Here is a 13,648-nt window from a genome sequence, read left to right on the forward strand (position 1 = left end):
TTGCGCTGCGCCAATGGTAGCGTCCGGTTGGTCCAAGTATGAACCCGGTGCAAGCAACGCGGCGAAACGGAGCTGAACGAATCCCGTTTCGAGGCAGCAGATTGACGTTGCAATCCGGGCCCGACACTTTAGGACTAGGGGAAAGTACATAAGGAGCGCGCCCATCCGGGTGACGTTCCAGGGGAGCCGACTAGACATGGAATATTTCGTCCAGCAGCTTGTTAACGGGCTGACGCTGGGATCAATCTATGGCCTCATCGCGATCGGCTATACGATGGTCTACGGCATCATCGGCATGATCAACTTCGCCCATGGCGATGTCTTCATGGTCGGCGCCTTCATCGCGCTCATCGTTTTCCTCTTTCTGGTTACGGCGCTCGCCGGTGCAGGCGTCGTGGTCTTCTTGCTGATCATGATGATCGTGGCGATGTTACTGACCAGCCTCTACTCCTGGACCATCGAGAAGCTGGCCTATCGGCCCCTGCGCGGATCGTTCCGGCTTGCGCCGTTGATCACGGCCATCGGCATGTCGATCGTCCTGTCGAACTTCGTTCAGGTTACCCAAGGCCCGCGCAACAAGCCGATCCCGCCGATGATCTCGACTGTCTACGACGTGTTCGGCATCTCGATTTCAGCCAAGCAGATCGTCATCGTGGTGGTCACCGCCGTGCTGCTCACCCTGTTCTGGTACATTGTCAACAAGACGTCGCTCGGCCGCGCACAGCGCGCCTGCGAACAGGACCGCAAGATGGCCGCGCTGCTGGGCATCGACGTCGACCGCACCATCTCGATCACATTCATCATGGGCGCTTCTCTGGCCGCCGTCGCGGGCACGCTCTACCTGATGTACTACGGCGTCGTCGTCTTCTCCGACGGCTTCGTCCCTGGCGTCAAAGCCTTCACCGCCGCGGTGCTCGGCGGCATCGGCTCCATTCCTGGCGCCGTACTCGGAGGCCTGCTGATCGGCTTCATCGAAAGCATGTGGTCGGCATACTTCTCGATCGACTACAAGGACGTCGCCGCCTTCTCGATCCTCGCCATCGTGCTGATCTTCCTGCCGTCCGGCATTCTCGGCCGTCCCGAAGTCGAAAAGGTCTGATCTGATGGCAGTTCAAGGCAATACCCGCGACGGGCAGAACCTGTTCGCCAAGGCTTTCAAGGAAGCGGCTTACGCCGCCGCCATTGCGTTCGGCCTGTTCGTCCTGATGATCGGCATCAAGACCGACCAGAACATCCGCAACGAACTGGTGCTGGTGCCGCGCTGGGGCCTGCTGGCCGTAGTGGTCGCGCTCGTCGCGGCCGGGCGGTTCGTCACGGTCGCCTACCTGCAGCCCTATTTCGCAGCGCGCAAGGCGACCAGGGCCAAGGCGCCGGTTGTCGCGCCGTCGACCGAGAAGTCGCTGTTCTGGAAGCACTGGTACAAGATCGCCATCGGCGCTCTCATTCTTTACCCGGTCGCCATCGTCCTCCTCGTGGGCTTTCAGGGCTCGCTGAAATGGGTCGACAATTTCGGCATCCAGATCCTGATTTACGTGATGCTCGCCTGGGGTTTGAACATCGTCGTCGGCCTCGCCGGCCTGCTCGACCTCGGCTATGTCGCCTTCTATGCGGTCGGCGCCTACAGCTACGCCCTGCTCGGAACCGAGTTCGGATGGTCGTTCTGGATCCTGCTGCCGGCCGCAGGCGCCATGGCGGCGCTCTGGGGTGTCATTCTTGGCTTTCCGGTGCTGCGCCTGCGCGGCGACTACCTTGCCATCGTGACGCTGGCTTTCGGCGAGATCATCCGGCTGGTCCTGATCAACTGGCGTGAAGTCACCAACGGCACGGCCGGCATTTCGGGCATTCCCAAGGTCACCTTCTTCGGCCTGTTCTCGTTCGACGTGTCGTCGCCGCGCTACATCTCCAAGGTCTTCGACATCGCCCAGTCCGGCGCCTACTACAAAATCTTCCTCTACTACCTGATCCTGGCCCTCGCTCTGCTCACCGCCTTCGTGACGGTCAGGCTGCGGCGCATGCCGGTTGGCCGCGCCTGGGAGGCGCTGCGCGAGGATGAGATCGCCTGCCGCTCGCTTGGCATCAATACTACCACCACCAAGCTCACGGCCTTCGCCATCGGCGCAATGTTCGGCGGCTTCGCCGGCTCCTTCTTCGCCGCCCGCCAGGGTTTCGTCAGCCCAGAATCCTTCATCTTCCTGGAATCGGCGATCATCCTTGCGATCGTCGTTCTCGGCGGCATGGGCTCGCTCACCGGCATCGCCATCGCCGCGCTGGTGATGATCGGCGGAACCGAGATTCTGCGAGAGCTGGAGTTCCTGAAGGTCGTGTTCGGCGAAGGGTTTACGCCGGAGCTCTACCGCATGCTGCTGTTCGGCCTGGCAATGGTCATCGTGATGCTGTGGAAGCCGCGCGGTTTTGTCGGCAGTCGGGAACCGACGGCTTTTCTGCATGAAAGCAAATCGGTCTCAAGCTCCTTCACCAAAGAGGGCCACGGCTGATGAAAGTTCCCCACAAAGACGCGGTCCTCGAGGTCGAGCACCTGTCCATGAAGTTCGGCGGTCTGGTGGCCATCGGCGACCTGTCATTTCAGGCAAAGCGCGGCGACATCACCGCGCTGATCGGTCCGAATGGCGCCGGCAAGACGACGGTGTTCAACTGCATCACCGGCTTCTACAAGCCGACCGAGGGCATGATCAAACTGAACCGGAAGAACGGCAGGCAGTATCTTCTTGAGCGCCTGCCCGACCACGAGATTCCGGCCCGCGCCAAGGTTGCGCGAACGTTTCAGAACATCCGCCTCTTCTCGGGCATGACGGTGCTGGAAAACCTGCTGGTTGCGCAGCACAACAAGCTGATGCTGGCCTCGGGCTACACGGTTCTCGGTCTGCTCGGTTTCAGCCGCTACAAGAAGGCCTCTGCCGACTCGATCGACCTTGCGAAGTTCTGGCTGGAAAAGGCGGACCTCATCGAGCGCGCCGACGATCCGGCGGGCGACCTCCCCTATGGCGCCCAGCGCCGGCTGGAAATCGCCCGCGCGATGTGTACCGGGCCGGAGCTCCTGTGCCTTGACGAACCGGCCGCCGGCCTCAACCCGCGCGAGTCGCTTGCGCTCAACTCACTGCTCAACGATATCAAGGCCACCACCGGAACCTCGATCCTGCTCATCGAGCATGACATGTCCGTGGTCATGGAGATCTCCGACCATGTCGTCGTGCTCGAATATGGCCGCAAGATTTCTGACGGCAATCCCGCCCATGTGAAGAACGATCCCAAGGTCATCGCCGCCTATCTGGGCATCGACGACGAGGAAGTGGTCGACGTGCTTACCGAGGTCGGCGACACCGATGTCATCGAGAAATTCGACGGCGAGCCGGACCGTGCACACGGCCCGCACGATTCTGCCTCCATGATGGCCGGACCGGTCTCGGACTCCGTCGGCCACAGCGATGCGATGGGCGAGGTGGTCAGCATATCGCATTCGGCGTCCAAGGCAGACCAAGTGGAGCGGCGTGCGGCCAAGGCCAAGACAACCGCGCCAGCCAAACCCAGGCGTGCGAAGCCCGCAGCGGCGAAGGCGCCGTCAAAGGTCGAGCCCAAGCCGGCCGCGGCAAAGGCGACCCGCAAGCCGGTGGCTGCCAAGACTGTGACAGGAAAGCCGGCGAAGTTGGCAGCGGCCAAGCCGGCACCTGCGAAGGCTGCGGCAACGAAGCCTGCATCTGCCAAGGCGGCTGCAAAACCGACTTCCGCAAACGCGGCTCCCGCGCCGGCAAAGAAGCCTGCTGCCGCGAAACCCGCAAGGAAGCCGTCGGGTCCGCGCGGCGGCACCGCCGACAAGCTGACCCTGGTCAAGGGCATCGGCCCCGTGAACGAGCGCAAGCTGAACCAGCACGGCATCTACCATTTCGATCAGATCGCGGTCTGGACGAAGGCTGACATTGCGGCGGTCGAAGCCTACCTGGCCTTTGACGGCCGAATTGCCCGCGAAGACTGGATCGGACAGGCGAAGAAGCTCGCCAGGGCCCAGTCCAAACCGGCGCCGAAGACCAGGGGGGCTAAATAATGGCCGAGAAACCATTGCTCGAGATCGATGGCGTCGAAGCCTATTACGGCAACATCCGCGCCCTTGGCGGTGTCAGCATCAACGTCAACAAGGGCGAGATCGTCGCCCTGATCGGCGCCAATGGCGCCGGCAAGTCGACCATGATGATGACCATCTTCGGCACCCCCCGCGCCAGAAGGGGTACCATCACCTTCCAGGGCACCGACATCACCGAGATGCCCACGCACGAGATCGCTCGCATGCGCATCGCGCAGTCGCCGGAAGGGCGCCGCATCTTTCCGCGCATGACAGTGCTGGAAAACCTTCAGATGGGCGCCAGTCTCGACAAGCTCGAATTCTTCGACGAGGACGTCGAGAAGGTCTTCCATCTGTTTCCGCGTCTCAAGGAACGCGCGTCGCAGCGCGGCGGCACGCTTTCCGGCGGCGAGCAGCAGATGCTTTCGATCGGTCGAGCGCTCATGGCGCGGCCCAAGCTGCTCCTTCTCGACGAGCCCTCGCTCGGTCTGGCGCCGCTCATCGTCAAACAGATTTTCGACGCCATCCGTGAGCTCAATGCCTCACAGGGACTGACGGTCTTTCTCGTTGAACAGAACGCTTTTGGCGCCCTGAAACTCGCCAACCGCGGCTACGTCATGGTCAACGGCATGGTCACGATGAGCGGGACTGGCAAGGATCTTCTGGCCAACCCCGAGGTGCGTGCCGCCTACCTTGAAGGCGGCCGCCATTGATTTTTGGAGACTGAACCATGCAGGGAATTCTCTACGAGGAAGCCTCCATCTGGCAGTTCTTTTTTGTCACCTGCCTGCTTGGCGGCTGGGCGGCGTGGATGACCGGCAGGGCGAGTGCGCAGACCTGGCGGCCGTTGTCGAGCCTGATCGTCTTCTTGTTGTTGCTGGGCATCGGGGTACGGTTTATCCATCATGCGCTGTTCGACGGCACGATGTTCACTGCACAGTACTACGTGGTTGACACTATCGTCCTGATGATCATCGGTCTTCTTGGCTACCGTTACACGCGGACAAACCAGATGGTGACCCAATACCACTGGCTCTACGAGCGCGCCTCGATGTTGAGCTGGCGGGCAAAGAGTTGACGTTCATGATTAACCTCGCCTCGAGGTAAATGGGCGTGACAACTGCCGGAAAATCGGCAAAGTACGGCTTCTGCGATAGGGTGGGCATCGCATGAAGGCATCATCCGCCCACTCAGTAAATGGGAGTCAATCAATGAAGAAATCACTCTTGTCTGCAGTTGCCCTGACCGCGCTCATGGCGTTCAGCGGCTCCGCTTGGGCAGACATCCTGGTAGGCGTCGCCGGTCCGATCACCGGCCCGAACGCTGCCTTCGGCGCACAGCTCCAGAAGGGCGCCGAGCAGGCTGCCGCCGACATCAATGCAGCTGGCGGCATCAACGGCGAGATGGTCAAGGTCGTCGTCGGCGACGACGTCTCCGACCCGAAGCAGGGCATCTCCGTCGCCAACAAGTTTGTCGCCGATGGCGTCAAGTTCGTTGTCGGCCACTTCAACTCGGGCGTTTCGATCCCGGCGTCGGAAGTCTACGCCGAGAACGGCGTCTTCCAGATCACGCCTGCCTCGACGAACCCGACCTTCACGGAGCGTGGCCTTTGGAACACCTTCCGCACCTGCGGACGTGACGATCAGCAGGGCAAGGTTGCCGGCGATTACCTGGCTGCCAACTTCAAGGATGCCAAGGTCGCCATCCTGCACGACAAGACGCCTTACGGTCAGGGTCTGGCCGACGAAACCAAGAAGGCGGCAAACGCCAACGGCGTCAACGAAGTCATGTACGAAGGCGTCAATGTCGGCGACAAGGACTTCTCGGCGCTCATCGCCAAGATGAAGGAAGCCGGCGTCTCGGTCGTCTACTGGGGCGGCCTGCACACCGAGGCCGGCCTGATCATGCGTCAGCTCGCCGACCAGGGCCTGAAGGCCTCGTTCATGTCGGGCGACGGCATCGTCTCCAACGAGTTGGCCTCGATCGCCGGCGACGCTGTGGACGGCACGCTGATGACGTTCGCTCCGGATCCGCGCAAGAACCCGAACGCCAAGGAACTCGTCGAGAAGTTCCGTGCCGCCGGTTTCGAGCCTGAAGCCTACACGCTGTACTCCTACGCTGCCATGCAGGTCATCGCCGCCGCCGCCGCTGCCGCGGGCGAGAATGACCCGCAGAAGGTCGCCGAGGCCGCCAAGGCCAATGGTCCCTTCACCACGGCCATCGGCGAGCTCAGCTTTGATGAAAAGGGCGACATCACGCGTCCGGACTACGTCATGTACACCTGGAAGAAGGGTGACGACGGCAAGTACAACTACTTCGAAAACGAAATGTAATCCGGCAAGGTTTTTTTGCCCGAAATGCCCGGCGCTCCGCGCCGGGCATTTTTGTATGGGCCGACGGCCGGCTCGACCCCAAAGACCGAACGGGTTTTGGTTTGCACTGCAGCATTTTCCCGCTACACATGGGCTCCTGATCCGTAATTTCGTGCCTGGAGCGTCCCTGTGTCGATTACAAAAATTCTTGTCGCCAATCGCTCCGAGATAGCCATCCGTGTCTTCCGGGCCGCCAACGAGCTTGGATTGAAGACCGTCGCCATATGGGCGGAGGAAGACAAGTACTCCCTGCATCGCTTCAAGGCCGACGAGTCCTACCAGGTCGGCCGCGGGCCGCATCTCGCCAAGGAGATGGGCCCGATCGAGAGCTACCTGTCGATCGACGAGATCATGCGGGTGGCGAGGCTTTCTGGCGCCGACGCTATCCACCCGGGCTATGGCCTGCTGTCGGAAAGTCCCGAGTTCGCCGACGCTTGCGCTGAGGCCGGCATCACCTTCATCGGTCCCAAGGCCGAGACAATGCGAAGTCTCGGCAACAAGGTCGCGGCCCGCAACCTCGCCATTCGCGTCGGCGTGCCGGTCATCCCTGCGACGGAGCCGCTTCCCGACGATCCCGAAGCCATCAAGAAGCTCGCCGCCGAGGTTGGTTATCCGGTGATGCTGAAGGCTTCCTGGGGCGGCGGCGGACGCGGCATGCGCTCCATCCGCAGCGAGGACGACCTGCTGCGCGAGGTTACGGAGGGCAAGCGCGAGGCCCGCGCCGCCTTCGGCAAGGACGAGGTCTATCTCGAAAAGCTGATCGAACGCGCCCGCCACGTCGAGGTACAGATCCTCGGCGACACGCACGGCAACGCGGTCCATCTCTTCGAACGCGACTGCTCGATCCAGCGGCGCAACCAGAAGGTCGTCGAGCGGGCCCCCGCGCCCTATCTCGACGACGAACAGCGGGCCGAGCTCTGCGGCTACGCGCTGGCCATCGCCAACGATACCTCTTACATCGGCGCCGGCACGGTCGAGTTCCTGATGGATACCGACACCGGCAAGTTCTACTTCATCGAGGTCAATCCGCGCATCCAGGTCGAGCACACGGTGACCGAGCAGGTCACCGGCATCGATATCGTCAAGGCGCAGATCCACATCCTCGACGGCTTCGCCATCGGAACACCTGAATCCGGCGTTCCGGCCCAGGCCGACATCCGCCACACGGGCCATGCGCTCCAGTGCCGCATCACCACCGAAGATCCCGAACACAATTTCATTCCCGACTATGGCCGCATCACCGCCTATCGCGGCGCCACCGGTTTCGGCATCCGGCTTGACGGCGGCACCGCCTATTCCGGCGCCGTCATCACCCGCTTCTACGATCCGCTGCTTGAAAAGATCACCGCCTGGGCGCCGACGCCGGCCGAGGCGATCGCCCGCATGAACCGCGCCCTGCGCGAGTTCCGCATTCGCGGCGTCGCGACCAACCTGACTTTCCTCGAGGCGATCATCAATCACCCGAGTTTCGCCGACAACAGCTACACGACGCGCTTCATCGACTCGACGCCGGAGCTGTTCGCCCAGGTCAAGCGACAGGACCGCGCTACAAAGCTGCTGAATTACCTTGCCGACGTGAGCGTCAATGGCCACCCCGAAACGCGCGGACGGCCGGAGCCCAAGGCGGACGCGCCGCGCCCGGTCGTACCTTACCTCAACGGTGCCATCCCGGACGGCAGCAAGCAGAAGTTCGACGCGCTCGGGCCCGAGAAGTTTGCTGCCTGGATGCGTGCCGAGAAGCAGGTTCTCGTTACCGATACCACGATGCGCGATGGCCACCAGTCGCTGCTCGCCACGCGCATGCGCACGCATGACATCGCCGGCATCGCCGGCGTCTATGCCCGTGCCCTGCCCCAGCTTCTGTCGCTGGAATGCTGGGGCGGCGCGACCTTCGACGTCGCCATGCGCTTTCTCACCGAGGACCCTTGGGAGCGGCTTGCGCGGGTGCGCGAGGCTGCGCCCAACCTTCTGCTTCAGATGCTGCTCAGGGGCGCCAATGGCGTCGGCTACACGAACTATCCCGACAACGTGGTGCAGCATTTCGTCAAGCAGGCCGCGGCTGGCGGCATCGACCTGTTCCGCGTCTTCGACTGCCTGAACTGGGTCGAGAACATGCGTGTCTCGATGGACGCGATCGTCGCCGAGGGCAAGCTGTGCGAGGCGGCCATCTGCTACACCGGCGACCTGCTCGATCCCGACCGCGCCAAGTATGACCTGAAATATTACGTCGGGCTGACCCGCGAGCTCGAGGCCGCGGGCGCGCACATCATTGCGGTCAAGGACATGGCAGGGCTGCTCAAGCCGAATGCCGCGCGCGTGCTCTTCAAGGCGCTGCGCGAGGCGACCGACCTGCCGATCCACTTCCACACCCACGACACGTCGGGCCTGTCGGCCGCAACGGTGCTCGCGGCCGTCGACAGCGGCGTTGACGCCATCGATGCTGCCATGGATGCTTTCTCGGGCAACACCTCACAGCCCTGTCTCGGTTCGGTCGTCGAGGCGCTCAAGGGTTCCGAGCGCGATCCCGAACTCGACCCCGAATGGATCCGCAGGATCTCGTTTTACTGGGAGGCGGTTCGCAACCAGTACGCAGCCTTCGAGAGCGATCTCAAGGGTCCGGCCTCCGAGGTTTACCTGCACGAAATGCCGGGTGGCCAGTTCACCAATCTCAAGGAGCAGGCCCGCTCTCTTGGCCTCGAGACCCGCTGGCACGAGGTCGCGCAGGCCTATCACGACGTCAACCTGATGTTCGGCGACATCGTCAAGGTGACGCCGTCCTCCAAGGTTGTCGGCGACATGGCACTGATGATGGTCAGCCAAGACCTTACCGTGGCCGACGTCGAGAACCCGGCCAAGGACATCGCCTTTCCCGATTCCGTCATCTCGATGCTGCATGGCGATCTTGGACAGTCGCCCGGCGGCTGGCCCGAGAAGCTGCAGAAGAAGGCCCTGAAGGGCGAGAAGCCGATCACGGTGAGGCCAGGCTCCCTGCTCAAGCCGGCCGACCTGAAGGCCGATCGCAAGGAGATCGAGGAAAAGCTCGGCCGGCCGCTCAGCGAATACGAATTCGCCTCTTGGCTGATGTATCCGAAAGTCTTCGTTGATTTCGCCGGCCTGCAGGAGGTCTACGGGCCGGTCAGCGTACTGCCCACCCCGGTCTACTTCTACGGCATGCAGGCCGAGGACGAGATCTTCGTCGACATCGAGAAGGGCAAGACGCTGGTCATCCGTTGCCTGGCAATCGGCGACGTCGACGAAAAGGGCATGGTGACGGTGTTTTTCGAGATCAACGGCCAGCCGCGGCGTGTCAAAGTTCCGGACCGAGCGCATGGTGCATCGGCGGGCAAAGCCCGTCCCAAGGCCGAGTCCGCCAATGAGGCGCATGTAGGCGCCCCGATGCCAGGGGTTGTGTCGACGCTGGCCGTCGCGGCCGGGCAGAAGGTCAAGGCCGGCGATGTCCTGTTGTCGATCGAGGCAATGAAGATGGAAACCGCGCTGCACGCCGAACGCGACGGCACAATCGCCGAAGTGCTGGTCAAGGCGGGGGACCAGATCGATGCGAAGGATCTTCTGGTCGTCTTCGATGAAGCCGCCTAGCAGAGGCTGCGGAACGCATATCTGACCCATGCCGGATGTGACGATAGCCAACGGACTTGCACTGGCCCAAAACCTTTCGGTCCCCTTGTCTTGACACAGATCTAAACCGATTTAGGTTCGCGGTCGCTGGAACTGGGACCCTTCGACCATGCGTGCCGCCAACCAAGCCATCGCCGCACGCGGACGTTGGGCCATAGCTGCGATCTTCCTCGTCAACGGCTTCCTGATCGGCAGCTGGGCGCCGCAGATCCCGGTCTTTCTGAATCGCTTGGACATAACCGAGTTCACGCTTGGCCTGCTGATCCTGCTGTTCGGCGCCGGTGCCGTAAGCGCGATGGCCTGGGCCGGCCACCTGATCGCGCGCCATGGTTCGAAATTCGTCACCAGCCTGTTTGCACTTACTGGCTCGTTCGGTCTTCTCCTGGTTGCGCTGGCACCCAATGTGCCGGTCGCCGCCATCACCATGTTCCTGTTTGGCGGCATGATCGGCGCGATGGACGTATCCATGAACGCCAACGCCGTGACGGCCGAGAAGATGCTGGGACGCGCCATCATGTCCTCCTCGCACGGCTTTTGGAGCCTGGGCGGCTTCGTAGGCGGCGGCCTTGGCGGCATCGCCATTCAAAGTTACGGTCACCTCGTCCACGCTGCGCTGGTCACTGCAGTGGCGATCGTCCTGGTGGCGGTTTCGCTTCGCCACGTGGTCGCCGACGCACCGACGCCGCAGGAGCATCGGAGGTTTATCCTGCCGCGCAGCCCTGCAGTGTACCTGCTCGGATTGATGGCCCTGCTGTGCATGAATTCGGAGGGCGCCGTGCTGGACTGGGGAGCCCTCTACATGCGCCAGGAGCTTGGTGCCGACATCGCCACGGCGGGCTTTGCCTACGCAGCCTTTGCCGGCACGATGGCGGCGATGCGGTTTCTGGGCGATGCTGTCCGAAATCGCTTCGGTGCTGTCGCAACCTTCCGGATCTCGGCACTCGTGGCTGCGGCGGGAATGCTTGCCGCCGGTATTGCACCCTGGTCGTGGCTTGTAATTGCAGCTTTTGCAGTGAGCGGACTGGGCATCGCCAACATGGTCCCGATCCTGTTCTCGGCTGCCGGCAACCAGCCCGGCGTTTCGTCAGGGGCGGGCATGAGTGTCGTCACCACCATGGGCTATTCAGGTATTCTTGCCGCGCCGTCGCTGATCGGCTTTGTCGGCGAACGCACCGGGTTCTCGCCGGTCTTCGTCGCCATTGCCTTGCTGCTGGTGCTGGTCTTTATGATGAGCCAGCTGGCCAGCGCCGCGGAGTTTTCCGCGGACACATCACAGGCCTGACGACAGCGCCAGATGAGGAGAGGGGCGCGCCCCGGCTGGAGCGCGCCCCTATGAAATTCCCCAGGAATCAGATCCGGCCCATCAGTACCAGAATCAAGAGCACAACCAGGATGACACCGACGATACCCGAAGGCGCATAGCCCCAGGAGCGCGAGTGCGGCCAGGCTGGAATGGCGCCCAGCAAAATCAGGATGAGAACGATGATCAGGATCGTGGAAATGGTCATGGCAGCGGCCCTCGCTTGGTGTTGCAATTGCACAACAATGCGCAACATCGCCGCTGGTTCCCGGAACGCCGTCGAGAACTGCCCTTGGAGGTTTCAGTCAGATCTCGCGTAGGATCGCAACGCATCGTGCAGAAAGTCCGCGACACGCCGGATGCGCACGCTCTTGCGCACATCGCGGTGCATGGCCAGCCACACTGGTAAGCTGGGCAGCGGCACCTCCGGCAGCAGGCGCTCGATCCCCGGGTCCCGCTCGGCGAGCGGGAGCTGCGCGAAGCCGATTCCGTTGCCCGCCCGGATAGCCTCCCACAGCAGGATCTGGTTGTCGCTGCGGATGCGGAAGGCACTCCGTTCCAACATGAGCCCGAATGATGCAATGGCACGGATGATGTCGTCGCTGCGATCGAAGCCGATCAGGTCATGGCGCGCAAGCTCCGATACCGCCGAGGGGCGCCCGCGCCGGTCGAGATAGGTCTTCGCCGCGCAAGCACAAAGCTCGATGTCGGCGACCTTGCGTGCCACGAGTTCCTGCTGCGCCGGCCTGACCATGCGAATGGCGATGTCGGCATCGCGCCTGAGCAGGTTCTCGACCTGGTTCGAGGCAACGATCTCGAGTTCGAGCCCGGGCTCCTCGATACCGAGTTGCGCCAGGATCTCTGGCAACACGCAGGCAGCCACCACCTCGCTTGCGGCAATCCGCACCGTGCCTTCGATCGCTTCAACTGAACCTAACGCAAGATGCGAGAAGGCCGTCGCCTGCTCGCTGACGGCCAGACCCCGCTCGAAAAGAGCGCTGCCGGCCTCGGTCAGCACGTAGCCGCGCTTGCCGCGCCGGAACAGTGTCACGTCGATCGACTTCTCGAGTTCGGCGATATGGCGGCCGACCGTCGGCTGGCTGGACGACAGCCTGCGCGCGGCAGCCGACAGGCTGCCAGTCTCGGCCACCGCCACGAAACTCTTGATCAGGTTCCAGTCAAGCGCATCCATCTATTCAATATTGAATATCATAAGGCCACTTCTAGTCAATTTCCATTCGGGAACATGGACGTCATATGGGTGCCATATCAATCAATCGGAGACATCCCATGACCAGCATTGCAGTTCTCGGAGCCAAAGGCCGGCTTGGCCGCGCCGCTACCAAGGCCTTCCTGGCCAGTGGGTACGACGTGCGCGCCGTCACCCGGACGGGCGAATTGCCGGCCGCTCTTGAGGGCGCAACCGCCATCGCCGGCAATGCGCTTGACGAGGCATCTCTGATCGACGCGGCCAAAGGGGCCGACATCGTCCTGCACGCACTCAATCCCGTCTATTCCGACTGGAGCACGGTTCTGCCCATGGCACGCAACGTGCTGGCGGCATGCCGCGCGAACGGCGCCGTGCAGTTCTTTCCAGGCACCGTCTACAACTACGGCTCGCCGATGCCTGCCGTCATTGCGGAGGACACCCCGCAGCGACCGACGACGGAGAGGGGCCGCGTTCGAACCGAACTCGAACAGATGTTCAGGCGCGAAGCCGACGCCGGCAACGTGCGGACGGTCCTGCTCAGAGCGGGCGATTTCTTCGGCGGCACAGGCACGGGGTCATGGTTCGATCTGGTGACAGCCTCGAAACTCGGCAAGGGCGTCTACACCGCTGCAGGACCGGTCGATCTTGTGCATGAATGGACCTACCTGCCGGACTACGCCGCAGCTTTCGTTGCCCTGGCGGACAATCTGCACGGGCTGGAGGCGCACGAGGCGCTGCACCTTCCCGGACACGCTGTCACCGAGCTGCAGATGAAAGTGGCGGTCGAGGCTGCTGTAGGGCGTCCGCTGCGAATGGCTTCGATGCCTTGGTGGGTGCTGCGCGCCGGCAGCCCTTTCTCCGCCATGTGGCGCGAGCTCGTGGCGATGTCCTATCTGCGCTTCGAGCCCCACAGGCTGGCGTCAGCCCGCCTTGGGAGTGTGATCGGAGCGGTCCCGCACACGCCATTGGAAAGGGCCGTTGCCGGCGCGCTGCATAATCTTGAAGCGCTGCCCGCTCACGCCGTCAGACAGGCTGCCTAGCGGCTTTTGGCAAGGCGG

At 62.7% G+C, this 13,648-nt stretch carries 11 protein-coding genes; 9 read left to right on the plus strand and 2 right to left on the minus strand.

Features of this window, described 5'->3' with window-relative positions; all coding sequences use genetic code 11:
- The first annotated feature begins 196 nt into the window (after positions 1 to 196).
- The 8 genes from ACT2BZ_RS06155 (at position 197) to ACT2BZ_RS06190 (ending at position 11,362) form a co-directional block, all read left to right on the plus strand.
- Positions 197 to 1,099, plus strand: a complete 903-nt coding sequence (locus ACT2BZ_RS06155; protein ID WP_457939965.1) for a branched-chain amino acid ABC transporter permease — start codon at positions 197 to 199, stop codon at positions 1,097 to 1,099.
- A gap of 4 nt (positions 1,100 to 1,103) precedes the next feature.
- The gene (gene livM / locus ACT2BZ_RS06160) at positions 1,104 to 2,495 is read left to right on the plus strand and encodes a high-affinity branched-chain amino acid ABC transporter permease LivM (RefSeq protein ID WP_457939966.1); all 1,392 of its coding nucleotides are present in this window, start codon (positions 1,104 to 1,106) and stop codon (positions 2,493 to 2,495) included.
- A complete protein-coding gene (locus tag ACT2BZ_RS06165; RefSeq protein WP_457939967.1) occupies positions 2,495 to 4,057 on the plus strand; it encodes an ATP-binding cassette domain-containing protein in 1,563 nt (520 codons plus the stop codon). Before livM ends, ACT2BZ_RS06165 begins: the two co-directional genes overlap by 1 nt.
- Entirely contained in the window at positions 4,057 to 4,785 is a 729-nt protein-coding gene (locus ACT2BZ_RS06170; protein ID WP_457939968.1) for an ABC transporter ATP-binding protein, read from the plus strand. Before ACT2BZ_RS06165 ends, ACT2BZ_RS06170 begins: the two co-directional genes overlap by 1 nt.
- A 17-nt stretch (positions 4,786 to 4,802) precedes the next feature.
- On the plus strand, positions 4,803 to 5,150 hold the full coding sequence (locus ACT2BZ_RS06175; protein ID WP_457939969.1) for a DUF6867 family protein: 348 nt from the start codon (positions 4,803 to 4,805) through the stop codon (positions 5,148 to 5,150).
- Between the two features lie 133 nt (positions 5,151 to 5,283).
- The gene (locus ACT2BZ_RS06180; protein WP_457939970.1) at positions 5,284 to 6,405 is read left to right on the plus strand and encodes a branched-chain amino acid ABC transporter substrate-binding protein; all 1,122 of its coding nucleotides are present in this window, start codon (positions 5,284 to 5,286) and stop codon (positions 6,403 to 6,405) included.
- A gap of 168 nt (positions 6,406 to 6,573) precedes the next feature.
- Entirely contained in the window at positions 6,574 to 10,041 is a 3,468-nt protein-coding gene (gene pyc / locus ACT2BZ_RS06185) for a pyruvate carboxylase (protein WP_457939971.1), read from the plus strand.
- A 148-nt stretch (positions 10,042 to 10,189) separates the two neighbouring features.
- Complete coding sequence (locus ACT2BZ_RS06190) at positions 10,190 to 11,362, plus strand: MFS transporter (RefSeq protein ID WP_457939972.1); 1,173 nt, start codon at positions 10,190 to 10,192, stop codon at positions 11,360 to 11,362.
- A gap of 67 nt (positions 11,363 to 11,429) precedes the next feature.
- Here the strand turns inward: ACT2BZ_RS06190 and ACT2BZ_RS06195 are convergent, their stop codons facing one another.
- Positions 11,430 to 11,588 carry a DUF3309 family protein gene (locus ACT2BZ_RS06195; protein WP_457939973.1) on the minus strand — a complete coding sequence of 53 codons (159 nt, stop codon included), beginning with the start codon at positions 11,586 to 11,588 and terminating at the stop codon, positions 11,430 to 11,432.
- Between the two features lie 93 nt (positions 11,589 to 11,681).
- Positions 11,682 to 12,572, minus strand: coding sequence for a LysR family transcriptional regulator (locus ACT2BZ_RS06200; RefSeq protein WP_457939974.1), 891 nt, complete (start codon positions 12,570 to 12,572; stop codon positions 11,682 to 11,684).
- A gap of 98 nt (positions 12,573 to 12,670) precedes the next feature.
- Here ACT2BZ_RS06200 and ACT2BZ_RS06205 point away from each other — a divergent pair, with 98 nt between their 5' ends.
- Positions 12,671 to 13,630 (plus strand): NAD-dependent epimerase/dehydratase family protein, encoded by a 960-nt coding sequence (locus ACT2BZ_RS06205; protein ID WP_457939975.1) that lies wholly within the window; start codon positions 12,671 to 12,673, stop codon positions 13,628 to 13,630.
- Positions 13,631 to 13,648: the final 18 nt, after the last annotated feature.

It is taken from the genome of Mesorhizobium sp. 10J20-29 (assembly GCF_054130485.1).